Source organism: Pseudomonas sp. S150 (assembly GCF_004526365.1).
Taxonomy (GTDB): domain Bacteria; phylum Pseudomonadota; class Gammaproteobacteria; order Pseudomonadales; family Pseudomonadaceae; genus Aquipseudomonas; species Aquipseudomonas putida_A.
In genome coordinates, this window is sequence record NZ_CP038207.1 from 1,362,055 (window position 1) to 1,388,002 (window position 25,948).

The 25,948-nt window shown below is 61.9% G+C and carries 25 protein-coding genes; 17 read left to right on the forward strand and 8 right to left on the reverse strand.

Annotated features, from left to right (window positions below):
• Positions 1-52 precede the first annotated feature (52 nt).
• Genes E3Z29_RS06185 through E3Z29_RS06195 form a run of 3 tightly spaced genes read left to right on the forward strand, consistent with a single transcriptional unit; the run spans position 53 to position 2,392 of the window.
• The gene (locus E3Z29_RS06185) at positions 53-628 is read left to right on the forward strand and encodes a YfiR family protein (protein WP_027614152.1); all 576 of its coding nucleotides are present in this window, start codon (positions 53-55) and stop codon (positions 626-628) included.
• Positions 625-1,893: a diguanylate cyclase domain-containing protein gene (locus E3Z29_RS06190; protein ID WP_097090438.1), complete on the forward strand. Its 1,269-nt coding sequence runs from the start codon at positions 625-627 to the stop codon at positions 1,891-1,893. Before E3Z29_RS06185 ends, E3Z29_RS06190 begins: the two co-directional genes overlap by 4 nt.
• A gap of 43 nt (positions 1,894-1,936) precedes the next feature.
• Positions 1,937-2,392, forward strand: coding sequence for an OmpA family protein (locus tag E3Z29_RS06195; protein WP_177416206.1), 456 nt, complete (start codon positions 1,937-1,939; stop codon positions 2,390-2,392).
• Here E3Z29_RS06195 and E3Z29_RS06200 read toward each other — a convergent pair.
• Positions 2,389-3,336 carry a LysR family transcriptional regulator gene (locus tag E3Z29_RS06200; RefSeq protein WP_007962101.1) on the reverse strand — a complete coding sequence of 316 codons (948 nt, stop codon included), beginning with the start codon at positions 3,334-3,336 and terminating at the stop codon, positions 2,389-2,391. The two genes, E3Z29_RS06195 and E3Z29_RS06200, sit on opposite strands and share 4 nt — an antisense overlap.
• Positions 3,337-3,486: 150 nt before the next feature.
• Between E3Z29_RS06200 and E3Z29_RS06205 the strand changes: the two genes are divergently transcribed.
• Together E3Z29_RS06205 and mmsB are read left to right on the forward strand one after the other, a co-directional pair.
• Positions 3,487-5,013 carry a CoA-acylating methylmalonate-semialdehyde dehydrogenase gene (locus E3Z29_RS06205; RefSeq protein ID WP_007962100.1) on the forward strand — a complete coding sequence of 509 codons (1,527 nt, stop codon included), beginning with the start codon at positions 3,487-3,489 and terminating at the stop codon, positions 5,011-5,013.
• A gap of 9 nt (positions 5,014-5,022) precedes the next feature.
• Positions 5,023-5,910: a 3-hydroxyisobutyrate dehydrogenase gene (gene mmsB / locus E3Z29_RS06210; protein ID WP_098967092.1), complete on the forward strand. Its 888-nt coding sequence runs from the start codon at positions 5,023-5,025 to the stop codon at positions 5,908-5,910.
• Between the two features lie 248 nt (positions 5,911-6,158).
• Here mmsB and E3Z29_RS06215 read toward each other — a convergent pair whose 3' ends face one another.
• From E3Z29_RS06215 to E3Z29_RS06230, 4 genes are all read right to left on the reverse strand, one after another.
• The gene (locus tag E3Z29_RS06215; RefSeq protein WP_003221437.1) at positions 6,159-6,509 is read right to left on the reverse strand and encodes a cupin domain-containing protein; all 351 of its coding nucleotides are present in this window, start codon (positions 6,507-6,509) and stop codon (positions 6,159-6,161) included.
• 113 nt (positions 6,510-6,622) lie between these two features.
• Entirely contained in the window at positions 6,623-6,994 is a 372-nt protein-coding gene (locus E3Z29_RS06220) for a MerR family transcriptional regulator (protein ID WP_086793657.1), read from the reverse strand.
• A gap of 47 nt (positions 6,995-7,041) precedes the next feature.
• On the reverse strand, positions 7,042-7,617 hold the full coding sequence (locus tag E3Z29_RS06225; RefSeq protein ID WP_098967095.1) for an NAD(P)H-dependent oxidoreductase: 576 nt from the start codon (positions 7,615-7,617) through the stop codon (positions 7,042-7,044).
• A 44-nt stretch (positions 7,618-7,661) separates the two neighbouring features.
• Entirely contained in the window at positions 7,662-8,543 is an 882-nt protein-coding gene (locus E3Z29_RS06230) for a LysR substrate-binding domain-containing protein (protein ID WP_134785386.1), read from the reverse strand.
• 214 nt (positions 8,544-8,757) lie between these two features.
• Between E3Z29_RS06230 and E3Z29_RS06235 the strand changes: the two genes are divergently transcribed.
• The gene (locus E3Z29_RS06235) at positions 8,758-9,522 is read left to right on the forward strand and encodes a sulfite exporter TauE/SafE family protein (RefSeq protein WP_098967098.1); all 765 of its coding nucleotides are present in this window, start codon (positions 8,758-8,760) and stop codon (positions 9,520-9,522) included.
• Here the strand turns inward: E3Z29_RS06235 and E3Z29_RS06240 are convergent.
• A complete protein-coding gene (locus E3Z29_RS06240; protein ID WP_098967099.1) occupies positions 9,512-9,826 on the reverse strand; it encodes a putative quinol monooxygenase in 315 nt (104 codons plus the stop codon). The two genes, E3Z29_RS06235 and E3Z29_RS06240, sit on opposite strands and share 11 nt — an antisense overlap.
• Before the next feature lie 182 nt (positions 9,827-10,008).
• Here E3Z29_RS06240 and E3Z29_RS06245 point away from each other — a divergent pair, with 182 nt between their 5' ends.
• The 7 genes from E3Z29_RS06245 to E3Z29_RS06275 all read left to right on the forward strand — a co-directional run bounded on the left by E3Z29_RS06245 (position 10,009) and on the right by E3Z29_RS06275 (position 17,259).
• Positions 10,009-10,599, forward strand: coding sequence for an NAD(P)H-dependent oxidoreductase (locus E3Z29_RS06245; RefSeq protein WP_134785387.1), 591 nt, complete (start codon positions 10,009-10,011; stop codon positions 10,597-10,599).
• Between the two features lie 208 nt (positions 10,600-10,807).
• On the forward strand, positions 10,808-11,719 hold the full coding sequence (locus E3Z29_RS06250; protein ID WP_134785388.1) for a LysR family transcriptional regulator: 912 nt from the start codon (positions 10,808-10,810) through the stop codon (positions 11,717-11,719).
• A 103-nt stretch (positions 11,720-11,822) separates the two neighbouring features.
• A complete protein-coding gene (locus E3Z29_RS06255) occupies positions 11,823-12,716 on the forward strand; it encodes an NAD-dependent epimerase/dehydratase family protein (protein ID WP_134785389.1) in 894 nt (297 codons plus the stop codon).
• Between the two features lie 370 nt (positions 12,717-13,086).
• Complete coding sequence (locus tag E3Z29_RS06260; RefSeq protein ID WP_134785390.1) at positions 13,087-14,436, forward strand: GntP family permease; 1,350 nt, start codon at positions 13,087-13,089, stop codon at positions 14,434-14,436.
• A 15-nt stretch (positions 14,437-14,451) separates the two neighbouring features.
• Positions 14,452-15,312 carry a MurR/RpiR family transcriptional regulator gene (locus tag E3Z29_RS06265; protein WP_098967106.1) on the forward strand — a complete coding sequence of 287 codons (861 nt, stop codon included), beginning with the start codon at positions 14,452-14,454 and terminating at the stop codon, positions 15,310-15,312.
• Position 15,313: 1 nt separating this feature from the next.
• Positions 15,314-16,771: an amidohydrolase family protein gene (locus E3Z29_RS06270; protein ID WP_134785391.1), complete on the forward strand. Its 1,458-nt coding sequence runs from the start codon at positions 15,314-15,316 to the stop codon at positions 16,769-16,771.
• Between the two features lie 119 nt (positions 16,772-16,890).
• Positions 16,891-17,259 carry a glyoxalase superfamily protein gene (locus tag E3Z29_RS06275; RefSeq protein ID WP_007962133.1) on the forward strand — a complete coding sequence of 123 codons (369 nt, stop codon included), beginning with the start codon at positions 16,891-16,893 and terminating at the stop codon, positions 17,257-17,259.
• A gap of 256 nt (positions 17,260-17,515) precedes the next feature.
• Here the strand turns inward: E3Z29_RS06275 and E3Z29_RS06280 are convergent, their stop codons facing one another.
• The gene (locus E3Z29_RS06280) at positions 17,516-17,881 is read right to left on the reverse strand and encodes a DUF6124 family protein (protein WP_134785392.1); all 366 of its coding nucleotides are present in this window, start codon (positions 17,879-17,881) and stop codon (positions 17,516-17,518) included.
• Between the two features lie 515 nt (positions 17,882-18,396).
• Positions 18,397-19,413 carry an AraC family transcriptional regulator gene (locus E3Z29_RS06285; protein ID WP_098967111.1) on the reverse strand — a complete coding sequence of 339 codons (1,017 nt, stop codon included), beginning with the start codon at positions 19,411-19,413 and terminating at the stop codon, positions 18,397-18,399.
• 211 nt (positions 19,414-19,624) lie between these two features.
• On the opposite strand from E3Z29_RS06285, the gene E3Z29_RS06290 reads away from it, so the two are divergent.
• The 4 genes from E3Z29_RS06290 to E3Z29_RS06305 all read left to right on the forward strand — a co-directional run bounded on the left by E3Z29_RS06290 (position 19,625) and on the right by E3Z29_RS06305 (position 25,931).
• Positions 19,625-21,220: an FAD-binding oxidoreductase gene (locus E3Z29_RS06290; protein WP_134785393.1), complete on the forward strand. Its 1,596-nt coding sequence runs from the start codon at positions 19,625-19,627 to the stop codon at positions 21,218-21,220.
• 5 nt (positions 21,221-21,225) lie between these two features.
• The gene (locus E3Z29_RS06295; RefSeq protein ID WP_134785394.1) at positions 21,226-22,821 is read left to right on the forward strand and encodes a glycerol-3-phosphate dehydrogenase/oxidase; all 1,596 of its coding nucleotides are present in this window, start codon (positions 21,226-21,228) and stop codon (positions 22,819-22,821) included.
• 20 nt (positions 22,822-22,841) lie between these two features.
• A complete protein-coding gene (locus tag E3Z29_RS06300; protein WP_134785395.1) occupies positions 22,842-24,410 on the forward strand; it encodes an FGGY-family carbohydrate kinase in 1,569 nt (522 codons plus the stop codon).
• A 231-nt stretch (positions 24,411-24,641) separates the two neighbouring features.
• Positions 24,642-25,931: a phospholipase gene (locus E3Z29_RS06305; RefSeq protein ID WP_134785396.1), complete on the forward strand. Its 1,290-nt coding sequence runs from the start codon at positions 24,642-24,644 to the stop codon at positions 25,929-25,931.
• Positions 25,932-25,948 lie beyond the last annotated feature (17 nt).

The window sequence follows — 25,948 nt, forward strand, 5'->3', positions numbered from 1 at the left end:
CGCTGTGCTATCGTTGCGGCATCATTTCGGTACGATCCAAGAGAATCCCTGCATGAAGGTGGCTGTCTGGGCGACAGAGCGCGTGGTTCGCTGCAAGCACGCATTGCTTGTCGGTCTGCTCTGTTTGCTGACCGGCGCCGCCATGGCGCAGGCACAGACGCCGGTGGGCATGGCCGAGCAGCGCGCCCAGTCGGTGACGCAGGTTGTGCTGGGCATCCTCAGTTACGCGCGCTGGCCGGTGGAACCCGCACAATTGCGCCTGTGCATCGTCGGCCCCACCGAATACACCGATGACCTGGTCAAAGGCACTACGCAAGCCACCGGTCGTCCGGTCGCTGTGCGCCGACTGCTGGCCGACAACCCGGCGATCGTCAGCGAATGCGATGCGGTGTACATCGGCAAACTCACCGCAGATGAACGCAGTCGGCTGTTCACCTCATTGATCGGCCATCCGGTGCTGAGCATCAGCGAAGGGGGCGATCAGTGCACGGTCGGCAGCCTGTTCTGCCTGCGGGTCGGCGATCAGCAGGTTTCCTTCGAGGTCAATCTCGACTCCGTCGCCCGCAGCGGTGTACGCATCCACCCGAGCGTACTGCAGTTGTCGCGCCGCAAACCGGCGGCACCATGAAGCTGTTTCGTTCCAGGAGCCGCCCGACACTGGGCTCGGTCATCGGCCGCGGCCATTTGATTGTCGCGCTGGTGGCCGTGACGATGGCCAGCGTGTCGCTGACCCTGCTGGGCGTTCTCGCGCTGCGGGTGTACGCCGATCACAACCTGCATCTGATTGCACGTTCGATCAGCTACACCGTGGAAGCGGCGGTGGTGTTCAACGATAAGGACGCCGCCACCGAAGCGCTGGCCTTGATCGCGTCCACCGAAGAGGTGGCGGATGCCCAGGTGTTCGACACACAGGGGCAGTTGCTGGCGCGTTGGCAGCGGCCCGAAAACGGTCTGTTTTCCCAACTGGAAATGCAGGCTGCCCGGACCATTCTGGAAAAGCCGATCAGCCTGCCGATCGTGCATCAGGATCGTGAAATCGGACGCATCCTGCTGGTCGGTCACGGCGGTAGCCTGATGCGCTTCTTGCTCAGCGGTCTGGCGGGGATCATTCTCTGCACCGCAATCAGTGCCTGGGTCGCGCTGTATCTGGCGCGCCGACAGCTGCGCAGCATTACCGGCCCGCTTCGCAGCCTCGCGGCGGTGGCCCACGCTGCCCGCAGCGAGCGAGCACTGGATCGCCGGGTACCGCCGGCGCAGATCGCCGAGCTCGACAACCTCGGCAACGACTTCAATGCCCTGCTCGATGAACTCGAATCCTGGCAGACCCATCTGCAAAGCGAGAACGAAACCCTCGCCCATCAGGCCAGCCACGACAGCCTCACCGGTTTGCCCAACCGGGCGTTTTTCGAGGGGCGATTGATTCGCGCCTTGCGCAACGCCGGCAAGCTCAATGAGCGGGTGGCGGTGCTGTTTCTCGACAGCGACCGCTTCAAAGGCATCAATGACAACTTCGGTCACGCCGCTGGCGACGCGGTGCTGGTGGCGGTCGCCAATCGGATCCGCGCGCAACTGCGTGAAGAGGATCTGGTGGCGCGGCTCGGCGGCGACGAGTTCGCCGTACTGCTCGCGCCGCTGCACAAGATCGAGGACGCCGAGCGCATTGCTGACAAGATTCTCGCCAGCATGGACATGCCCATCGCGCTGCCGGGGGATACCAGTGTGGTGACGTCGCTCAGTATCGGCATTGCGGTTTTCCCCGATCATGGCGCCACGCCAGGTGCCTTGCTCAACGCCGCCGACGCGGCGATGTATCAGGCCAAGCGCCTGTCGCGTGGCGCTCAATTCACTGCCGGGTCGGAGAGCCCGGTCGTCAATCTGCAAACCAGGAGCTGATTCCGTGTTCACATTTCCCGCTCGACTGTTTTCCGCCTTGCTGATGATCGCCGTACTGGCGCTGACCGGGTGCCAGACCGCACCGCAGAAAGGCCTGACCCCGGCGCAGATCGCCGTCCTCAAACAACAAGGCTTCGAAGCGACCGACGAGGGCTGGGAGTTTGGCCTGTCCGGCAAAGTGCTGTTTGGCAGCGATATCGAAAGCCTGAACAACCAGAGCACCGAAATCGTCGAACGGATCGGCAAGGCACTGCTCGGCGTCGGTATCGAGCGGGTGCGGGTCGACGGTCATACCGATGCCTCGGGCAAGGAAACCTACAACCAGCAACTGTCGCTGCGTCGGGCCAAAAGCGTGGCCAAAGTGCTGACCACCGTCGGCATGAAGCAAGAGAACATCCAGCTGCGCGGACTGGGCAGCAGCGAGCCGGTGGCGTCCAATGACACTACCGCCGGACGCACCGAGAATCGCCGGGTGTCGATTGTGGTCAGCGCCGATTAATCGGCAAACCGCATCTCGCGGGTCTGCCCCATCAGCAGACCCTGATTACGCTCGGTCACCTCACGGATGTAATCCCACAACAGGGTGATCCGCTTCAATTTCCTGAGATCCTCCCGGCAGTACATCCAGAACTGCCGGGTGATGTCGATTTCCTCGGGCAGCACCGGCAGCAGGCGCGGATCCTGCGCCGCGAGGAAGCACGGCAGAATCGCCAGTGAACGCCCTTGCTGCGCCGCGACGAACTGCGCGATCACGCTGGTGCTGCGCAGGTTTGCGCTGGCGCCGGGCAGCACGTTCGCCAGGTAAAGCAGCTCCGAGCTGAACGCCAGGTCATCCACATAACTGATGAATTGATGCTTGCCCAAATCGGCCGGGCGGCGGATCGGTGGGTGCTGGTCGAGGTAGTCCTGGGTTGCGTACAGCTGCAAGCGGTAGTCGCAGAGTTTGCAGCACACGTACGGGCCGTGTTCCGGGCGCTCCAGCGCAATGACGATATCGGCTTCGCGTTTGGACAGACTGATGAAGTGCGGCAGCGGCAGGATGTCCACCGAGATCGCCGGGTAGGCGTCGACGAAGTGGCTCAGCTGCGGGGTGATGAAAAAACTGCCGAAACCTTCGGTGCAGCCCATGCGTACATGCCCGGAAAGTGCCACACCAGAGCCCGAGACCTGCTCGCAAGCCATGTGCAACGTGCTTTCAATCGACTCGGCATAGCCCAGCAAACGCTGGCCTTCAGTGGTCAGGACAAAACCGCTGGTGCGCGATTTTTCGAACAGCAACGTACCCAATGCCGCTTCCAGCGAACTGATGCGCCGCGACACGGTGGTGTAGTCGACGGCGAGCCGTTTGGCCGCGGTGCTGGCCTTGCGGGTACGGGCGACTTCGAGGAAAAACTTCAGGTCGTCCCAGTTCAGCGACCCCAGGGAGGTGATGTTTTTTTGCATGATGGACGGGCTTATATGTGCGTTCTTATTAGAAGTTTGCACATCTATACTCCAAAAACAGTCCGACAACCAATTCGTGACACACGCCTCATCTCAAGGCGAACCCTTTCGCCTTGGCTCCTACGATAAAAACAAGTTTCGGAGACCAGCATGAACGCATCGCTTACGCCCAACGAAACCACGGTCCAGAAGGTCAAGCTGCTGATCGATGGCGAGTGGGTCGAATCGCAGACCACCGAATGGCACGACATCGTCAACCCGGCGACCCAGCAAGTGCTGGCCAAGGTTCCGTTCGCCACTGCCGCTGAAGTCGACGCCGCCATCAGTGCCGCGCACCGCGCGTTCCAGACCTGGAAACTGACCCCGATCGGCGCGCGCATGCGCATCATGCTCAAGCTGCAGGCACTGATCCGCGAGCACTCCAAGCGCATCGCCGTAGTGCTGAGCGCCGAGCAGGGCAAGACTATTGCCGACGCCGAGGGCGATATTTTCCGTGGCCTGGAAGTGGTCGAACACGCCTGTTCCATCGGCACCCTGCAAATGGGCGAGTTCGCCGAAAACGTGGCCGGTGGCGTCGATACCTACACCCTGCGCCAGCCAATCGGCGTGTGCGCCGGCATCACCCCGTTCAACTTCCCGGCGATGATTCCGCTGTGGATGTTCCCGATGGCCATCGCTTGCGGCAACACCTTCGTCTTGAAGCCTTCCGAGCAGGATCCACTGTCGACCATGCTCCTGGTGGAACTGGCGATCGAGGCCGGCGTTCCGGCCGGCGTGCTCAACGTGGTGCACGGTGGCAAGGACGTCGTCGATGGCCTGTGTACCCACAAGGACATCAAAGCCGTATCGTTCGTTGGTTCGACCGCGGTCGGTACGCACGTTTACGACCTGGCCGGCAAGCACGGCAAACGCGTGCAATCGATGATGGGTGCGAAGAACCATGCCGTCGTGCTGCCGGACGCCAATCGCGAGCAAGCGCTGAATGCCTTGGTCGGCGCCGGTTTCGGTGCGGCAGGGCAACGCTGCATGGCCACCTCGGTGGTGGTGCTGGTTGGTGCGGCGAAACAATGGCTGCCGGATCTGAAAGCGCTGGCGCAGAAACTCAAGGTCAACGCCGGCAGCGAGGCGGGCACCGATGTCGGCCCGGTGATCTCGAAGAAAGCCAAGGCGCGGATTCTCGATCTGATCGAAAGCGGCATCAAGGAAGGCGCCAAGCTTGAACTCGATGGTCGCGACATCAAGGTGCCGGGCTACGAACAAGGCAACTTCGTCGGCCCGACCCTGTTCTCGGGCGTGACCACTGACATGCAGATCTATACCCAGGAAATCTTCGGCCCGGTGCTGGTGGTGCTGGAAGTCGACACCCTCGATCAGGCCATCGCACTGGTCAACGCCAACCCGTTCGGCAACGGTACGGGCCTGTTCACCCAGAGCGGTGCGGCGGCGCGCAAATTCCAGACGGAAATCGACGTCGGCCAGGTCGGCATCAACATCCCGATTCCGGTGCCGGTGCCGTTCTTCAGCTTCACCGGTTCCCGTGGTTCGAAACTCGGCGACCTGGGTCCGTACGGCAAGCAAGTGGTGCAGTTCTACACCCAGACCAAAACGGTCACGGCGCGCTGGTTCGATGACGACAGCGTCAACGACGGCGTGAACACCACCATCAACCTGCGCTGAGGACTGGCCATGAAAATCGCATTTATCGGTCTGGGCAACATGGGCGCGCCGATGGCGCGCAACCTGATCAAGGCCGGCCATTCACTGAATCTGGTCGACCTGAACAAGACGGTGCTGGCGGAGCTTGAGCAACTGGGCGGCACTATCCGCGCCTCGGCCCGTGAGGCCGCCGAAGACGCCGAGCTGGTGATCACCATGCTCCCGGCGGCGGTGCATGTGCGCAGCGTCTGGCTCGGTGAGGACGGTGTGCTCGCCGGTATCGGCAAAGGTGTGCCGGCGGTGGATTGCAGCACCATCGATCCGCAGACCGCCCGCGATGTGGCCGCCGCTGCTGCCAAACAAGGCGTGGCCATGGCTGATGCACCGGTCTCCGGCGGCACTGGCGGCGCGACCGCCGGCACGCTGACCTTCATGGTCGGCGCCACTCCGGAACTGTTCGTCACCCTGCAACCGGTGCTGGCGCAGATGGGCCGCAACATCGTGCATTGCGGCGAAGTCGGCACCGGGCAGATCGCCAAGATCTGTAACAACCTGCTGCTGGCGATCTCGATGGTCGGCGTCAGCGAAGCCATGGCGCTGGGCGATGCACTGGGGATCGACACCTCGGTGCTGGCCGGGATCATCAACAGCTCGACCGGGCGTTGCTGGAGTTCGGAAATGTACAACCCGTGGCCGGGCATCGTCGAAACGGCGCCGGCCTCGCGCGGTTATACCGGTGGGTTTGGTGCCGAACTGATGCTCAAGGATCTGGGGCTGGCGACCGAAGCAGCGCGTCAGGCGCATCAACCGGTGGTGCTCGGCGCGGTGGCGCAGCAGTTGTATCAGGCGATGAGCCAGCGCGGGGAGGGTGGCAAGGACTTCTCGGCGATTATCAACAGCTATCGCAAGCCACAGTAACTTGGACATCAATACTTTTTGTGGCAACGGAGACTTTGTGGTGAGGGGATTTATCCCCGATCGACTGTGTAGCAGTCGCAACCACTGAGCCTGCGTTTCAACTGACACAATGCGGGGGGGCGCTTTGCGCCCATCGGGGATAAATCCCCTCGCCACAAATCTCACAGGCGCCACAACCATGGCGTCAGCCAGAATGCAGTAGGTGTTGCCGGGAAATCACGTCGGGTGGTTTCCCGGCTTTTTTTGCATCAGGCGAATACGAAATATTTGCGTACGGTCTCGACCACTTCCCAGGTGCCTTTCATCCCCGGTTCAACCACGAAGATGTCGCCGGCTCGCAGGTGGATTGGCGCCATGCCGTCCGGGGTGATGATGCAGTAGCCTTCCTGGAAGTGGCAGTACTCCCACTTCACATAATCGACCCGCCACTTGCCCGGGGTGCAGATCCAGGTGCCCATGATCTTGCTGCCGTCTTCGCTGGTGTAAGCGTTGAGGTTGACGGTGTGCGGGTCACCTTCGAGTTTTTCCCATTTGCAGGCATCGAGTACCGGCAGCGGGTGGGTGTCGCGCAGAACGGTGATGGGGGCGGTCGCGGTCATGAGAACTCCGGGCAGTGGGCGGATGGCAAAGAAACCAACTCGCACCCTATAGCGCCCGGTTGCCGCTCAGTTGTCTGTGCTCGACATCGAGCTGCTCAGAAACGCGCAAACCGTCAAAGGTTTTCCAGCGGGCATTCGACCCGCGCCCGTTCAAGGTCGATTTCGAAACCTTCCAGTTGCGCGTATTGCCGCGTCAGCTCAGCGATGCTGCTGTTGATCTCGCGTTTTTTTGCCTCGATAGCCTGTTGGGCCAGATCCCATGGCATGGCCTCGCCATGATGCGCGGCAAAAATCGTCTGCAATTCCCGGAGCCTGAAGCCCATCTCTTTTGCGCATTTGATGAAGATCAGCAGTTCGATGCTTTGTTGGTCGTAGAGGCGATATTTACCTTGGCGCCGGGGCGTGGGCAGCAAACCGATCGACTCATAGTGGCGAATGCTTTTGATGGTGGTGCCGGCACGTTGCGCGGCTTGGCCGATGTACATAAAAGTCCTTTTTCAATGTGAAACCATGCGGCGCATTATCGGCAGACTTAGCGGCGGGCGATAGCGTGCGCCTGTTGCAGCCAGCGCTGGCGCTGCCGGTCGCTGGAGTCAAGCAACGGGCCGAAGGTCAGCGTGCGCAGGGGGTTGATACCACAGAACTGCAGGGTGGTCTTGCGCACCTGATGCAGTCCCGGCATCCGGTAGATCCAGCGGTAATACCAGAGTGGCGTGTCCATCGTCACCAGCAAATGCGCGGTGCGCCCCTTGAGCAACTGATCGGGAAAGGGGTTGCCTTTTCGGTATTTGAAGGCGAATCCCGGCAGCAACACCCGATCAAAAAAACCTTTGAGCAGCGCCGGAATGCCGCCCCACCAGATCGGGTAGACCAGCGTCAGATGTTCGGCCCAAAGGATGTCGGATTGCGCGCGGCTCAAGTCTTCTTCCAGCGCTTGAACCTGTTGATACCCCTGGCGCAACACCGGGTCAAAAGCCATCTCTCCCAGGCGTAGCTGACGCACCTGGTGTCCGGCATCGAGCGCTGATTGTGCATAGCGCTCGGCGAGTGCGGCGCAGAAGCTCGTCGCGCCGGGATGGCCGAGAATCAGCAGAATGCGTTTGCCCATGGTCATGCTCCTTGCCGTTGAACGCCAAGGATGAAGTCTGCCCCTCAGGGGAGAGTCAAGGCTTGCAGCAAGGCTTTGGCATAACCGGGCAGGGCGCTGAAATCCCGGGCGCAGAGCATCAGGGTGCGGCGCGCCCATGGCTCGTTGAGGGCGATGCTGTTGAATGAGCGCGGCGTCGCGCGTTCAATGGCCGCCAGCGGCACGATGGCGAGGCCGGCGCCTCGGGCGACCATGCGCAGCACTCCTTCGAAACCGTCGGCGCGGATCCGCACCTGCATGCGCGAGCCGCTGTGCAGCGCCTGTTCTTCGAGGTAGATCGCCAGCGCGCTGTCGGTGCTCAGGCCGACAAAATCGTGATGCAGGGCGTCGCTGAAGCTGACTTCGGCGGCGTTGGCCAGTGGATGTTCCCGCGGCACGATCAGCACTAACGGATCATCGCGAAAGGGCTGAGTCTGTAAATCGGAGGTGTCCACCGCATCGGAGACGATGCCGATATCGGCTGCGCCCTGGCGCAAGGCGTGGGTGATGCGGGCGCTGGGCAGTTCCTGCAGATCGATGTCGAGGTTGGGATGCTCGCGCAAAAAGTCCGCGAGCACTTCCGGCAGGTATTCGGTGATCGCCGTGGTGTTGCACAACAGTCGCACCTGACCTTTGACGCCCTGGGCGTAGTCGGCCAGATCCTGCTGCATGCGTTCGGCCTGTTGCAGGAGGATGCGCGCGTGGTGGGCCAGTGCCTTGCCAGCAGGTGTCGGGCTCACGCCACGGCGGCCGCGCTGCAGGAACTCGGTGCCCAGCGAGGCTTCCATGGCGCGGATGCGGGCACTGGCGGCGGCCAGCGAAAGATGGCTGCGGGCGGCGCCGGCGGTGATGTTGCCGGTGTCGAGGATGTGCAGGTAGAGGCGCAGGTCGGTGAGGTCGAAGTGCATGGGGCCGCCTGTGGTTGTTGTGGTGTCTGGGCGGGCCTCTTCGCGAGCAAGCCCGCTCCCACAGTGGATCAGTGGTGAATCCAAAACTGTGGGAGCGGGCTTGCTCGCGAAGGGGCCATCAGCCGCAACGCAATTAACAGCCTCTTGTACCGGCAGAGGCAGCCTCAGTATATGGCAGATTTTCAACGCACCCGCCAAAGCGCACAGTAGCGCCATGAACGCATTTGCAGACTTCTATCAAAACCTCGGCTTGGCTCTGTGCCTGCTGGTCATCGCCACTTTCATCATGGCCGGGCTGGTCAAAGGCGTAATCGGCCTGGGTCTGCCCACCGTCGCCATGGGCCTGCTTGGTCTGGCTATGGCGCCGTCACAGGCAGCCGCGCTGCTGATCATTCCGGCGACGCTGACCAATGTCTGGCAATTGGCGTTCGGCGGGCATCTGAAAGGGTTGCTTAAACGCCTGTGGCCGCTGTTGCTGATGATCTTCCTCGGCACCGCCGTCGGCACGTTGTCGATCGGCATGGCAGGCGGGCATTGGGTGGTGCGTGGGCTGGGCGCGGCGTTGCTGCTGTATGCGTTGAGCGGGTTGTTGCTGCCGACCCTGCAGGTCAATCCCCGGCATGAACCGTGGCTCGGCCCGCTGTGCGGGCTGATCACCGGGGTTATCACTTCGGCCACCGGTGTGTTCGTTATTCCGGCGGTGCCGTACCTGCAGGCGCTGGGTTTGAGTCGCGATGAACTGGTGCAGGCGCTGGGCCTGTCGTTCACCGTTTCGACCCTGGCGCTGGCCGGCGGCCTGTTCTGGCGCGGCGCACTGGGCAGTGGCGAATTGAGTGCCTCGCTGTTGGTGCTGATTCCCGCGATGCTGGGCATGTGGTTCGGCCAATGGTTGCGTCAGCGCATCAGCGCTGTGCTGTTCAAGCGGGTGTTCTTTATCGGACTGGGCGCGCTCGGCGCCCATTTGCTGATCAGCGGCTAGCCGACGAGGCGCTGAGCATGTCGATCCGACGGACATCGAAATCACGCTCCAGATACGTCATGCGGTTGTCGAAAAACTCGCGCATGTGCGGCAGATTCGAGTGCACGTCCAGGTGCGCCTGGCTTTCCCAGATCTCGTAAAAGATGAACAGCGTCGGGTCTTCCTTGTCGCGCAGCATGTGGTACTCGATGCAGCCGGGCTCGGCGCGGCTCGGCTCGACATAGGCGCGAAACAGCGCTTCGAAAGCCTCGGCTTTTTCCGGGCGGGTCTTGGCATGCAGGATGAAACCGTGGCGTTCACTCATCGAAACAACTCCTCAAATGCAGATGGCCGGGAATGCTATTGCAACAATCGGCATTCGATTCGTGCTTTTTGATCAAATGTATTTTGCGCCGACGCGGCTTATTCCGCGCGAGATGGATGGTTAACCTGCCGCCATTCGTTTTCCCATCTTTCTCCAGCCCAATGGCTGCGCGAGGCGTTCCGATGAAAAAAGTGTTGTTGCTCAATGGTGGCAAGAAATTCGCCCACTCCGACGGTCGTTACAACGCCACCCTGCACGAAACCGCGCTGAGCGTGCTGGATCGCGGTGGTCTGGATGTCAAAACCACGTTCATCGACGAGGGCTACGACGTCGCCGGAGAAGTGGCCAAATTCCTCTGGGCCGATGTGATCATTTATCAGATGCCGGGCTGGTGGATGGGCGCGCCGTGGACGGTGAAAAAGTACATCGACGAAGTCTTCACCGAAGGCCACGGCAGCCTCTATGCCAGCGATGGTCGGACCCGTTCCGATGCGTCGCAGAAGTACGGCAGCGGCGGCCTGATTCAGGGCAAGCAATACATGCTGTCGCTGACCTGGAACGCACCGCAGCAGGCGTTTGATGACCCGAGCGATTTCTTTGAAGCAAAGGGTGTGGATGCGGTGTATTTCCCGTTCCACAAGGCCAATGAGTTCTTGGGCATGAGCGGGCTGCCGACGTTCCTCTGTGTGGACGTGATGAAGCGCCCGAACATCGAGAATGATGTGGCGCGGTATGAGCAGCATCTGAAACAGGTGTTTGCTCTCAAGGCGTGAAGTGATTTCATGTGGTTACGGTTGTAACTGTGGTGAGGGTTTTAAATGTGGTGAGGGGATTCATCCCCGATGGGTCGCGCAGCGGCCCCCCGATCTTGATCTCGAAAAGCGGGGCCTGCTGCGCAGTCCATCGGGGATAAATCCCCTCGCCACAGGGGTGTTCTCTCTCCACAATGGATTTTGTGCTGACGATCAATAAGGGACACCCGTGAAAGCCAGATCCGATGAGTTGCAGATTTTCGTCTGCGTGATCGAGTGCGGTTCGATTTCCGCTGCTGCCGAGCAGGTCGGCCAGACCCCTTCGGCGGTCAGCCGCACACTGTCGCGGCTGGAAGCCAAGCTCGACACCACGCTGATCAACCGCACCACGCGGCGCATGGACCTGACCGAGGAGGGCAAGTATTTCTTCGAGCAGGCCAAGCTGATTCTCGACCAGATGGATGCGCTCGAAGAGCGACTGTCCTCACGCCAGCAAACCCCGTCCGGACGCCTGCGGATCAACGCCGCGTCGCCCTTCATGCTGCACGCCATCGTGCCGTACATCGACGAATTCCGTGGCCTGTACCCGGACATCCAGCTCGAACTCAACAGCAATGACCTGATCATTGACCTGCTGGAACAAAGCACCGACGTCGCCATCCGCATCGGCACCCTTGCCGATTCGACCTTGCATGCGCGCTCGCTGGGTTGCAGTCCGCTGCTGATCGTCGCCAGCCCAGCGTATCTGGAGCAGCACGGCGCGCCGCAGCAGGTTGCCGACTTGACTGACCACGCCCTGCTCGGTTTCACCCACAACGAAGGCCTCAATCAGTGGCCGCTGCGTTACGTGCACGGTGACCGCTGGCCGATCACCCCGGCCATCAGCGCTTCCAGCGGCGAGACCGTGCGTCATCTGGCGCTGGAAGGGCAGGGCATTGCCTGCCTCTCGCACTTCATGACCATCGACGACATCCGCGCCGGGCGCCTCAAGGTGCTGCTGGCGGAATTCAACAGCGGTTATCGCCAGCCGATCAACGCGGTGTACTACCGGAACTCGCAACTGGCGCTGCGCATCCAGTGCTTCCTCGACTTCATCCAGAGCAAGCTTGCGGCTTACGCCAGTGCGGATTTCAAGGGTTGATTCGTGACCCCTGCGCAACAGTGATTTGGGCGAGGGCGGGTTTTTCCATCGGGGTTAGCGGTCGATACTCGCAGCATCACTTATTCACGCAGGGAGTTTCTCCATGAACGTATTCATCACCGGCGCTGCCGGATTCATCGGCGGTTCCATCGCCACCGGTCTGGTTCGGGCCGGCCACACCGTCACGGGTCTGGTGCGTAGCGCCGAACAGGCTGATGAGCTGATAGTACTGGGCATCACCCCGGTGATCGGCACCCTCGAAGACAGCACATTGCTGGCTGAACAGGCCCGCGCCGCCGATGCGGTGATCAACGCCGCCAGCAGCGACCATCTCGGCGCGGTCGAAGCGTTGCTCGATGCCCTGCGCGGTTCGAACAAAGTGTTCCTGCACACCAGCGGTTCGAGCATCGTCGGCGATGCCTCGGGCGGCAAGTCCAGCGACGTCATCTACTACGAAGACAACCTGCCGGAACCCACCGTCGACAAGGCTGCCCGTGTGGCCATCGACAACCTGATCCTCTCTGCCGCACAGGACGGCGTGAACTCGGCGGTGATCTGCAACACCCTGATCTACGGTCACAGCCTGGGCGTCAATCGCGACAGCGTGCAGTTGCCGCGTCTGCTCAAACAAGCGCGCAAAAGCGGCGTGGTGCGCCATGTCGGCACTGGCCAGAACATCTGGTCCAACGTGCACATCGAAGACGTCGTCGCCCTGTACCTGCTGGCGCTGACCAAAAACGTACCGGGTACCTTCTACTTCGTTGAAAGCGGTGAGGCCTCGTTCATCGACATGACCACTGCCATGGCTGAAGCGCTGAATCTCGGCGAACCACAAGACTGGCCACTGCAAGATGCCGAAGCCGAGTGGGGTTACGAAATGGCCAACTACGGCCTTGGCTCCAACAGCCGGGTACGCGGCAAACATGCTCGTGAACTGCTGGGCTGGGTACCGAAGCGTACGTCGGTGGTGGACTGGATTCGTAACGAGATGGTGTGAGCCCGCGCTACACCGTGTGAAGCCATTCGCGAGCAAGCTCGCTCCCACAGGTTGATGACCGCATTCTTGCTGAAGGAATGCAATCAAACTGTGGGAGCGGGCTTGCTCGCGAAAGCGGTGGATCAGTCGGCAGAGATCTTGAATGGGCAGCCGCCATCGCTGGCAAGCCAGCTCCCACAAGTTTTTGTGTTTGCCTGAGAACCATGTAAATCCCACCCCGCGATTTTCATTAATCGCGACAAGACATACCCAGCAGCGACACGCCTTACCTCTCCACGAAAATTACTTTCATGGTGTTTGAAAACTCGATCTTGAAATGATTTATGAGTTTCACAACCCATTCGAACGTGACCCTTTCGAGGAGTACCGCATGACGCCTTCCTTCGGCTATTGGCTGCTGATGTATGCCGCCGTCGCCATCATCGCCCTGATCGTGCTGATCGCCCGCTACCGGCTTAACCCGTTCATCGTTATCACCCTGATTTCCATCGGTCTGGCGCTGGTGGCGGGGATGCCGCCGTCGGGCGTGGTGGGGGCGTATGAGGCCGGGGTGGGCAAGACGCTGGGGCATATTGCGCTGGTGGTGGCGCTGGGGACGATGCTCGGCAAGATGATGGCCGAGTCCGGCGGCGCGGAGCAGATGGCCCGCACCTTGATCGAAAAATTCGGCGAGAAGAACGCGCATTGGGCGATGGTTTGCATCGCGTTTCTGGTCGGCTTGCCGCTGTTCTTCGAAGTCGGTTTTGTGTTGCTGGTACCCATCGCCTTTACCGTGGCGCGGCGGGTGGGCGTGTCGATTCTGATGGTCGGCTTGCCGATGGTTGCCGGTCTGTCGGTGGTGCATGCGCTGGTGCCGCCGCACCCGGCGGCGATGCTCGCGGTGCAGGCGTATCAGGCCTCGGTCGGGCAGACCTTGCTGTATGCGATTGCCATCGGTATTCCCACCGCAATCATCGCCGGTCCGCTGTACGCCAAATTCATCGTGCCGCGCATTCAACTGCCGCCGGATAACCCGCTGGAAAAACAATTTCTCGACCGCGAACCGCGCGACAAGCTGCCAGGTTTCTGCATCACCATGGCGACCATTCTGTTGCCGGTGGTGCTGATGCTGATCGGTGGCTGGGCCAACCTGATTTCCACGCCGGGCAGTGGTTTCAACCAGTTCCTGTTGTTCATCGGCAACTCGGTGATTGCGCTGTTGCTGGCGACCTTGCTGAGTTTCTGGACGCTGGGCATCGCCCAGGGTTTCAATCGTGAATCGATCCTCAAATTCACCAACGAGTGCCTGGCACCGACCGCCAGCATCACCTTGCTGGTCGGCGCCGGCGGTGGTCTGAACCGGATTCTGGTGGACGCTGGGGTCACCGATCAGATTGTCGGGCTGGCCCACGAATTTCACCTGTCGCCGCTGATCATGGGCTGGTTGTTCGCGGCGTTGATGCGGGTGGCCACCGGCTCGGCGACCGTGGCCATGACCACCGCATCCGGCGTGGTCGCACCGGTGGCCATTGGTCTGGGTTATCCACACCCGGAATTGCTGGTGCTGGCGACCGGCGCCGGCTCGGTGATCTTTTCCCACGTCAACGACGGCGGCTTCTGGTTGATCAAGGAATACTTCAACATGACGGTCGCGCAGACGTTCAAGACCTGGACCGTGCTTGAGACCCTGATCTCGCTGGTCGCTTTCGGTCTGACCGTCGGCCTTTCTTATTTGCTGTAACCGGAGCCAGCCGCCATGGACATCCTTTATCAGATCCGCGCCCGTCAGGACTCCTTCAGCGCGGGCGAGGGCCGCATCGCCCGGCTGATGCTCGACGACGTCGGTTTTGCCGCCTCCGCCAGCCTCGAAGAGCTGGCGCAACGGGCCGAGGTCAGCACCGCCACGCTGTCGCGTTTCGCCCGCACGGTGGGCTGCCGCGACCTGCGTGATCTGCGCCTGCAACTGGCTCAGGCCAGCGGCGTTGGCAGCCGTTTTCTCGACCCGGCGGGCACACCTGACCAGTCGGCGTTCTACGGGCAGATTGTCGGCGATATCGAAACCACGCTACGCCAGCATCTTGCCGGGTTTGACGAATCACGCTTCGCCGACGCGGTAAAAATGCTCGGCCAGGCACGGATGATTCATGCGTTCGGCATGGGCGGTTGCTCGACCCTGTGCAGCGACGAATTGCAGGTGCGCCTGGTGCGCCTCGGCTACCCGATTGCGGTGTGTCACGACGCGGTGATGATGCGCGTCACCGCTGCCAGCCTGAACGCCGAGCAAGTGCTGATCGTCTGCTCGCTGACCGGCATCACCCCGGAGCTTTTGGAAACTGTCGAGCTGGCGCGCAACTATGGCGCGCGCATTCTGGCCATCACCCGCGCCGACTCGCCGCTGGCCGAACTGGCCGACATCGTCCTGCCGCTGCAAGGCGCAGAAACCTCATTCATCTACAAACCGACGGCGGCGCGCTACGGCATGTTGCTCGCTATTGATGTGCTCGCCACCGAGCTGGCGCTGGCCAATCCTGAAGACAATCAAGAGCGTCTGCGGCGGATCAAACTCGCCCTCGACGAATACCGTGGCGGCGACGATCACCTGCCGCTGGGAGACTGACATGCTGTACGACACGCTGATCCGCAACGCCACCGTCATCGATGGCAGCAACACCCCCGGCTACCGCGCCGATGTGGCGATTCTCAATGGCTGTATCGAGCGTATCGGCGACCTGCGCGATGCCCACGCCGTTGAAGAAATCGACGCCGCCGGCCGCGTGCTCGCCCCGGGTTTCATCGACGTGCACACCCACGACGACACCGTGGTCATCCGCCAGCCGCAGATGCTGCCCAAGCTCAGCCAGGGCGTGACCACGGTGATTGTCGGCAACTGTGGGATCAGCGCCTCGCCGGTGAGTTTGAAAGGCAATCCGCCGGACCCGATGAACCTGCTCGGCAGCGCAGCGGCGTTCGTCTATCCGCGCTTCAGCGATTACCGCGCCGCCGTCGAAGCGGCGAACACCACGCTGAACGTCGCCGCACTGGTCGGCCACACCGCGCTGCGCAGCAATCACCTCGACGACCTGTTTCGCACTGCCACGCCAGACGAAATCGCCGCCATGCGTGAGCAACTGCGTGAAAGCCTTGAAGCCGGCGCGCTCGGTTTATCCACAGGCCTGGCCTACGCCAGCGCCTTTAACGCCTCCACCGACGAAGTGAAGCAACTGACCGAAGAACTGACCGCATTTGGCGCGGTGTACACCACCCACCTGCGCAGTGAGTTCGAGCCGGTGCTGGAGGCGATGGACGAAGCGTTCAGCATTGGCCGTCACTCGCAATCGCCGGTGATCATTTCCCACCTCAAATGCGCCGGTGTCGGTAATTGGGGGCGCAGTCCGCAGTTGCTCGCGGCGTTGGAGGAAGCAGCGAAAACCCAGCACGTGGGCTGCGATTGCTATCCCTACGCGGCGAGTTCTTCGACGCTGGATCTGAAGCAAGTCACCGATGCCCACCGCATCACCATCACCTGGTCGACGCCGCACCCCGAAGTCAGCGGTCGCGACCTGATCGACATCGCCGCCGAATGGAACGTGCCACTGCTCGAAGCCGCCAAGTGCCTGCAACCGGCGGGCGCGGTGTACTACGGCATGGACGAGGCGGATGTACGAAAAATTCTCGCGCATCCGCTGTCGATGGTCGGGTCTGACGGACTGCCGGAAGACCCGTTCCCGCATCCACGCCTGTGGGGCGCTTTCCCACGAGTGCTCGGACATTTCAGTCGTGATGTCGGGTTGTTTCCGCTGCACACGGCGGTACACAAGATGACCGGCCTGTCGGCGGCGCGGTTTGGCTTGAAAGAGCGCGGCGAGATTCGCGAGGGGCACTGGGCGGATCTGGTGTTGTTCGATCCGGCGACCGTGCGCGATGTGGCGGATTTCACTGATCCGCAGCGGGCGGCGCAGGGGATTGATGGGGTGTGGGTCAATGGCGTGTTGAGTTATCGCGATGGGCAGGCGAATGGTCGCCGGGAAGGGCGGTTTCTGGCGCGGGACGGGGATTTGCGCAACAACTTTCGCTGACGTTTCGCGGAGTGCGTCACAGTGGTGGCACATTGCAATTAAAGAAAGCCACCGCCAAGCCGAATTGCTGACATCCAGCCCGTCTACACTTTTGGGCCAAACAAGTCAGGGAGCACCCCATGAGCTTCGGCAAAACCACCCCGATCCTGCGGATCTTCGATGAAGCCAAGGCGTTGGAGTTTTACGTCGACTTCCTCGGCTTCAAGATCGACTGGCAGCATCGTTTCGAAGCGAACTTCCCGCTGTATCTGCAGGTGTCGCGGGGTGAGTGCGTGTTGCACCTGTCCGAGCATCATGGCGATGCGACCCCGGGTTCGGCGTTGCGCATCGAGACCGATGAGCTGGAGGCGTTCCAGCAGCAACTGGTGGCCAAGGACTACAAGTTCTCGCACCCACAGATTCAGGCGATGCCGTGGGGCAGTCAGGACATGACGATTGCTGATCCGTTTGGTAATCGGTTGGTGTTTACCAACGCGATCAGTGTTTGAGCTGAGAAGAGCCCCTCACCCTAACCCTCTCCCAGAGGGAGAGGGGACTGACCGAGGTGTCTTGCGCTGTACATCGACCTGAATGATCCGCTGCGATTGTGCATTCACAGCAGCATTTTCAGGTCGGTGTGTCTCGCGAGCATCCCTCGATCGGCCCCCTCTCCCTCCGGGAGAGGGTTGGGGTGAGGGAAAAAGATTCACGCCATACAAAAAAGCCCGCTGCCAAACCACTAAGGTTTTGCCGCGGGCTTTTTCGTTACTCGGTTGGCACTAACTGGTCCAGCACCCGGTTGACGGCGATTTCCGCCACCATCACCACCTGCGCGATGCCTTGCAGGGTCTTGCGGTGCGAGCCTTCCAGCAGTCCGGCGAAGTCGTTGAGCATCACGGTGGCCGAGCCCAGGGTTTCGCTGGCATCGGCCAGCAACGGTTCGGTGCCGCTGGCCGGGTTGGCCATGTAGAGACGATTGGACTGGTACGGGGTGGCCATGATCGCGGGCCTCGGTGGGCCGAGGTAGTGGTCGAGGGCGCGCTCGGCGGCTTCGTGGAATTTCCTTGAAGCGGGGGATTCGTAGGGGGAGGCCGCGTCGGTGGGCGGCGGGTTGGGTGTAACTTTGAACATTTGCCAGATCCTCATTGAGGGCTGGCCGCCGTTTCCCTACTAAAAGAAATGGAGGCAGCCGTGCGCAGGTTAGTAGACCGGGGATCTGGGAAACCGGCGCGCCCGAGGGCGCCCTGCGCACAGCCACCATAACGTTCAGGCAAGACCTGACTGTCTGATGAGCGATACGCCCCAAAAACCTCGGGCTACTAAACCCGATCACTGGAAATCAGTGACGGACTCAAGTTACCGACGGCCTCCGGGGCGCACAAGCCGGCGGATTCTGGCTTAGCCGTAGGCAGCGGCGCAAGGATTTGTAGGGTGGTGAGCCGTAACACTGAGTGTCTTTAAACAGGCGTGCTGGAAAGTGTTTATTGCACTACAGGAGCGGAGGATTTGTCTGTCGGATTGAGGTGAGGCGACTGGCGCCTTCGCGAGCAAGCCCGCTCCCACAGTGGATCTTCAGTGAATGCAGATTTTGTGTACGACACAAATCCCCTGTGGGAGCGGGCTTGCTCGCGAAGAGGCCAGTCCCGTCATCCCCGATGCATCTGCCGAAACTCCCCGGGCGGCATCCCGCGCCGGCTCTTGAACGTACGATGAAACGACCGCGGTTCGGTAAACCCCAGATACTGCGCAATGTCCTGAATCGGCAACGTGCTGTTGAGCAAGTAATGCTCCGCCAGCTCCTGACGCAAATCATCAAGAATCTGCTGATACGACGTCCCCGCCTGATGCAACTGGCGCTGCAACGTGCGCACCGACACCGCGAGCTGCTCGGCCACCTGTTCCTTGCGCGGCAAGCCTTCCTTGAGCAACTGGCGCAGGATGCTTTTGACCCGTTGTTCCAGCGATGCATCCTCCAGCGTCGCCATCAAGCCCATCGCGTGTTCTTCCAGCGTACGCAGCAATTGCGCATCGGCCTGGCGCAGCGGTAATTGCAGATACGCCAACGGCACGATCAGCGCTGAATAGGCCTGCTCGAACAGCACCGGGCAATCGAAAAAAGCTTCGTACTGGGCTTGTGTGGTGTCAGCAGGACGCGGATGTTCCAGCCACACGGCGGCGGGCGACATCTGCGTGTCGGCGATCCAGCGTGCATATTGCAGCCAGGAGCCGAGGACGTTTTCCACCAGATGCCGGCGAATCCGCGGACGCTCGTAGCGGCAAGTCCAGATCAGGTGTACATGACCGTCCTGCACTTCGGCGCGGCTGACGCCCATGTCGCCCACCAGTTTTTCGAACGGCATGATCCGGCTCATGGCATCGCCCAGGGTCGCGCAGTTCATGGTGATGTAACCGAGCACGCTCCAGGAATTGGGCAGGACGAAATTGGCCGCGTTGAGACCAAACAGCGGATCGCCCGAGTGCTCGCAGAAATAATCGAGCAGGCGTTCATGGGTTTCGCCCGGCAGGCGCAGGCTGTTGTCGCTCAGTTGCTGCGCCTGCAATCCGGCTGCCGCCAACGCCGGCTCGATGGCCATGCCCAGTTGCTCGGCATGGCGCACGTATTTGAGCAGCGGCGGAACCGAGGTGAAGCCGAGCGATTGCATGATCCGAATCCCTTGATCAAGGCCTGCGTGAGCGAATGAATGCCTGAAAGGTAATTTGAAACCCCGACTAAAGTAAATGGCTGGCACTTGCGCGACGTTTGACTCAATTGGCTACTCGAACTGGCCGGATGCGACCGTGACACTTTTTGGCCGCTGACTAGTATGGAGGCCTGCCACATCACTGATCAGACTGCATAAGAAGGACACACGCATGCGACGCTGGAACGGCTGGGGAGAGGCAACCACGGTGGTCGAACTGCCGGCCCAGGGCGCGAGTTTTCTCCATGAACGACTGGGGGCCGGGCACGTATTGCCCGATGCCACGCTGGAGTCGGCATTGGCGCGGGTGCCGCTCTCGCGGCTGGCGGCGCACACCTTGTACAGCGTCGACGCCCATGACCGTCTGCTGCACGCCAGGGGCCAGAGCCTGCCGGACTGGCTGGCGCTGCGCGAAGGTGCGCTGGGCAACTATCCCGATGCGGTGGCGTTTCCCGAAACCGCCGGGCAGATCCGTCAATTACTGGCGCTCGCCCATGAGCAGGACCTGTGCCTGATTCCCTACGGCGGCGGCACTTCGGTGGCCGGGCACATCAACCCGCCGGATTCGGCGCGGCCGGTGGTGACCGTGTCGCTGGCGCGGATGAATCGTCTGATCGACCTCGACGAGCAGAGCCAACTGGCGACGTTCGGCCCCGGTGCCAGTGGCCCGCAGGTGGAAAGTCAGCTGCGCGCTCGCGGCTACACGCTGGGGCATTTCCCGCAGTCGTGGGAGCTGTCGACGCTGGGCGGTTGGGTGGCCAGTCGCTCCAGCGGTCAGCAGTCGTTGCGCTACGGGCGCATCGAGCAATTGTTCGCTGGCGGCACCCTGGAAACTTTCGCCGGGCCCTTGGAAATTCCGACGTTCCCAGCTTCGGCGGCGGGGCCTGATCTGCGCGAAGTGGTGCTCGGTTGCGAGGGCCGTTTCGGGATCATTTCCGAGGTCAAAGTGCGGGTCAGCCCGCTGCCGGCCGATGAACGTTTTTACGGAGTGTTCCTGCCCAGTTGGAGCAAGGCGCTGCAAGCGATTCGCCAATTGGCCCAGGCGCGGGTGCCGCTGTCGATGCTGCGCCTGTCGAACGCGGTGGAGACCGAAACCCAACTGGCGCTGGCCGGGCATCCGCAGCAGATCGCCTGGCTGGAAAAGTATCTGAACCTGCGCGGTGCCGGTGAAGGCAAGTGCCTGCTGACCTTCGGCGTGACCGGCAACCGTCGGCAAAACGCGCTGTCGCTGAGCCAGGCGCGCCAGCATCTGAAAGCCTTCGGTGGCGTGTTCACCGGCACCTTGCTCGGCAAGAAGTGGGCGCAGAACCGCTTCCGTTTCCCCTACCTGCGGGAGAACCTGTGGAACGCCGGTTACGTGGTCGACACCCTGGAAACCGCCACCGACTGGAGTAACGTCGACCACCTGCTCAACCTGATCGAAAATAGCCTGCGCGATGCCTTGGCGGCGCAGGGTGAACGGGTGCATGTGTTCACCCATCTGTCCCACGTCTACGGCGAAGGCTCGAGCATCTACACCACTTACGTGTTTCGCCCGGCGGCGGATTATCCGGCAACACTGGCGCGCTGGCAGGCACTCAAGCACGCGGCCAGCCAGACCATCGTCGACAACCACGGCACCATCAGCCACCAGCACGGGGTCGGCAAGGATCACGCGCCGTATCTGCCGCGCGAGAAAGGCGCACTCGCGATGGACTCCTTGCAGGCGCTGAGCAAGCACTTCGATCCGGCCGGGCGCCTCAACCCCGGCACGCTGTTGCAGGAGTGACGATCATGCACCCGGACTGGAACGCCGCGTGGCGCCATCAAACCTTGCCGACATTGGCCGACGCAAGCTGGGATCTGATCGTGATTGGCGGCGGCATCAGCGGTGCTGGAATTCTGCGCGAAGCGGCGCGGCGTGGCTGGCGTTGTCTGCTGCTGGAGCAACGGGATTTCGCTTGGGGCACCTCTAGCCGATCGTCGAAAATGGTCCACGGCGGTTTACGTTACATCGCCAAGGGCCAGTGGCGCCTGACCCGCGATTCGGTGCGCGAGCGTCAGCGTCTGCTCGACGAAGCGCCGGGGCTGGTGGAGCCGATGAGTTTCATGATGCCGCACTATCGCGGCGGCTTTCCCGGGCCGCGTGTGCTCGGTGGCTTGTTGTCGGTTTACGACGCGTTGGCTGGACGCCGCAGTCATCGTTTTCATGACGCGCAGCAACTGCGTTTTCTCGCGCCGGGGGTGAAGGAAAATCACCTGCTCGGCGGCACCTGTTTTGTCGATGCGCTGACCGATGACGCACGGCTGGTGATGCGCGTGTTGCACGAAGCGCGGGCCGATGGCGCGGCGGTGTTCAACGGGGTGCGCGTCGAACATTTGCTGCGCGAAAACGGTCGGGTGTGTGGGGTGCAGATAGAGGACTGCGAAGCGGGTGGATCGCTGCAATTGCGTTGCGGCGTGCTGGCGGTGGCGACCGGGGCGTGGGCTGAGCGCCTGCGTTTGCCCGAGGCGCCACGACAGTTGCGGCCATTGCGCGGCAGCCATCTGCTGTTGCCGGGCTGGCGCTTGCCGGTGGCGCAGGCCTTCACGTTTCTGCATGCGCGCGACCGTCGGCCGGTGTTCGTTTTTCCGTGGGAAGGGGCGACGGTGGTCGGCACCACCGACCTCGATCATCGCGAGAATCTGGACCAGAGCGCGAGCATCAGCGCTGACGAACTCGACTATCTGCTGGCGGCCTGCACGCAACAATTTCCAGGTGCCGAAGTGACGGCGAGCGATGTGCTGTCGACCTGGTCCGGCGTACGTCCGGTGGTGGGCAGCGCGGCGGGTGAGCAGCAAGGCAAACCGTCGAATGAAACCCGTGAACATGTGCTGTGGCAGGAGCCGGGGTGCGTCACGTTGGCTGGCGGCAAACTGACGACGTTTCGCCCGCAAGCCATCGAAGTGCTCAAGGCCTGCGCTGACATGCTTGGCCGCGATTTCGAAGATCACGGCGCAGCGGTTTTTGCCGCTGTAGTGCCACTGCCGATCCCCGGACTCAGCCCGCAACAGTGGCGACGTCTGGCCGGACGCCACGGGCGTGACCTGCCGCGACTGGCGCAGTTGATCGCCGAGTTGGGTCACGAAACGGTCGGCAACACCGACACCTTGTGGGCAGAGCTGGCCTTTGCCTGCGAAGCGGAAATGGTGCTGCACCTCGATGATCTGTTGCTGCGCCGCACCCGTCTGGGCCTGTTGCTGGCGCGCGGTGGTGAAGAATATTTCGCTGCTATCCGCCAACTCTGCCAGCCAAGACTGGGCTGGGACGATGCACACTGGCAGCAAGAGCTGCAGCGTTACCGGGCGTTGTGGCAACGCCATCACGGTCTGCCGGATGCCACGCCTTGATGCCCCTTGAAGAGAGCGCCATGGATAACCACGCGAACAAGCGCTACCTGCTGGCGATCGACAACGGCACCCAGAGCGTGCGCGCATTGCTCTTCGATTTGCAGGGCAATCTGCTCGGTAAAGGCAAGGTCGAGTTGCAGGCGTACTACTCGACGCAACCGGGCTGGGCCGAACAGGACCCGGAATATTACTGGGCGAAACTCGGCGAAGCCTGTCAGCAGGTATGGGCGCAAACCGGGATTGATCGCTCGCAGATTGCCGGGGTGTCGCTGACCACTCAGCGCGGCACGGTGATAAACGTCGATGCTCAGGGCAAGCCGCTGCGCCCGGCCATTCTGTGGCTCGATCAGCGCCAGAGCGAAGTCGAGGGCGGGATCAAGGGGCCGTGGGGCTGGCTGTTCAAACTGGTCGGCGCGCAGGCCACCGTGGATTATTTTCGCGCTCAGGCCGAGGCCAACTGGATCGCCAGACACCAGCCTGAAGTATGGGCGGCGACCGACAAGTTTCTGCTGCTCTCGGGGTTTCTCACTCATCGTCTGTGCGGGCGCTTTGTCGACTCGGTGGGTTGCTGCGTCGGCTATTTGCCGTTCGACTTCAAACGCCTGAAATGGGCCGCGCCCAGTGACTGGAAATGGCAGGCGCTGGCGGTGCGTCCCGCGCAATTGCCGACCTTGCACAAACCCGGTGAAACCCTTGGCTACATCAGCGCCGAAGCTAGCCGTCACACCGGGATTCCGGAGGGCTTGCCGCTGATTGCTGCGGGCGCTGACAAGGCCTGCGAAGTGGTCGGTTCCGGCGTGGTCGATGCGAGCACGGTGTGCCTGTCCTACGGCACCACGGCGACGATCACCAGCACTCGCTCGCGCTACCTGGAAATCGTCCCGCTGATCCCGCCGTACCCCTCGGCGGTGCCGGATCAGTACAACTGCGAGGTGATGATTTATCGCGGTTACTGGATGGTCAGCTGGTTCAAAAACGAGTTCGGCCTGCGCGAGATGCAGCAGGCAAAAGAGCAGGGCATTGAACCTGAGCAACTGTTCGATGCGCTGGTCAACGCGGTGCCGCCGGGGTCGATGGGGCTGATGCTGCAACCGTACTGGTCGCCAGGGATTCGTGAGCCGGGTGTCGAAGCCAAAGGCGCGATGATCGGCTTCGGCGACGTGCACACCCGCGCGCATATTTACCGGGCGATTCTGGAAGGGCTGGCGTATGCGTTGCGCCAAGGCCTGGAGAACATCGAGAAGCGCTCGAAGGTGTCGATCAAGCGCCTGCGAGTGGCCGGTGGCGGTTCGCAGAGTGATGCGGCGATGCAGCTGACGGCGAATATTTTTGGTCTGCCGGCGGAGCGTCCGCATGTGTACGAAGCGTCCGGGTTGGGCGCGGCGATCTGTTGTGCGGTGGGGTTGGGCTTGTATGCGGATTTCCCCACGGCAATCGCCGCGATGACGCGGGTGGGCGCGGTGTTCACACCGCAGCCCGAGGCGCAGCAGGTCTATGAGCGTTTGTACAACGAGGTGTACCTGCGCATGTATCGCCAGCTCAAACCGCTGTACCAGAGCATCCGAAAAATCACCGGTTACCCCGCCTGACCAGACACCAGAAATCCCCTGTGGGAGCGGGCTTGCTCGCGAAGGCGGTGTGTCAGCTTGCACCTGTTTGACTGACACACCGCCATCGCGAGCAGGCTCACTCCTACAGGGGGCGTGGTGATTCGCACATGGCGCTATCGGAGACTTTTTCTGGTGAGATCGGACAGTGTCAGCGCCGGGGGCGGTTGTTAGGCTCAACCCCCACAGCACCTCCAATAAGAATTAAAAGCAATGAAGCTGACCTTTCTCCTGTTGCTGCTTTGTGCAACAGCCCCGACGGCGTGGGGCTGGTCGAACCACACGGTGGGCAGCTATCTGGCGTTGCAGGAACTGCCGGCGCTGCGCGATGCGCCGCCGGTCGAAGTCGAGCCGCTGGAGCGTTTTCTCGCCGAGCAGTATCCGGCCGTGGTCGCGCTGCTGGAGCAACAGGAAAACTTCGCCCGTGAACACTTCACCCAGTACCCGCCGCGCCCCGACAATCTGAAGCTGCCCGCGGTGCCGGGCGACAATCTGCGCCACGACTTTCTCACCGCGCTGCGGCTCAATCCGCGCATTCATCTGGCGATGGTCATTCAACCGCTGCCGGGTCAAGACCTGCCCGAGCGCGAACATCTCAGTGCCGATCAGGTGATGGTCGAACAGACGCTTTCGCCATGGAATCGTCAGCGTTTCATTTGCGTGGCGGACGGCGATAAAGTCGCGGCGCTGGCGGTACTGGCGAGCGCCGCCGACGAGCCGGATTACGGTCACGACATCAACCTGTTCAGCGATAACCCCGGCGAGGTCGGCGCGCTGTATGGCTTCGGCCCGCAGCCGTTTGGCGATGCGCGTTTTCAGTACAGCTCGCAGGCGCCGTTCCACATGGGATTCTTCCATGAAAGCCCGGTGGTGTATGCCGCTGCCGGATTTCTTCAGCGCAGTTGGCCGGATTGGCGCGCCTATCAGTACCTGGGGCTGGCGCGTTTGGCGTTCGCCAGTGGCCATCCTTACTGGGGCTACCGGTTCCTCGGATGGGGCGTGCACCACGTGCAGGACCTGACCCAGCCGTATCACGCCAAGCCGCTGCCCGGGGTCGAGCTGCCGAGTCTGTTGTTGCTGGAAGGCAAGGCGCTGGCCGGTTTTGCCGATGATAAAAAAGCCTCGATCGAACGCGTCGCCACCCGCCATATGGAAATCGAGAAGTACCAGTCGACCTGGCTGCGCCGCGTGCTGCGTACCGGTCAGGCGCATCCGATGCTCGCGGCCTACGCCGATGTCGCTCAAGACCAACAGTATCCGCCGTACTCGGTGGACTACTTGCGCGAAGTGGTCAGCGCCGAGTCGGTCGAGGACTCGGCGGCGTTCGATGAAGCCATCGGTCAGTGGCTGGAGACGGCTCCGGTGACCAGCGATTTCAGCAGCGGCAATCAGTTGCAGCGCGAGACGTTCGAGCATCCGGCACTCAATCAGCAGCTGTTCAAACTGCTCGGCCATTTCGGCGCGCACAGCCGGACTTATGTCCGTGCGGGACTGGCACCGTAGCCATCGCGGCCACGCAA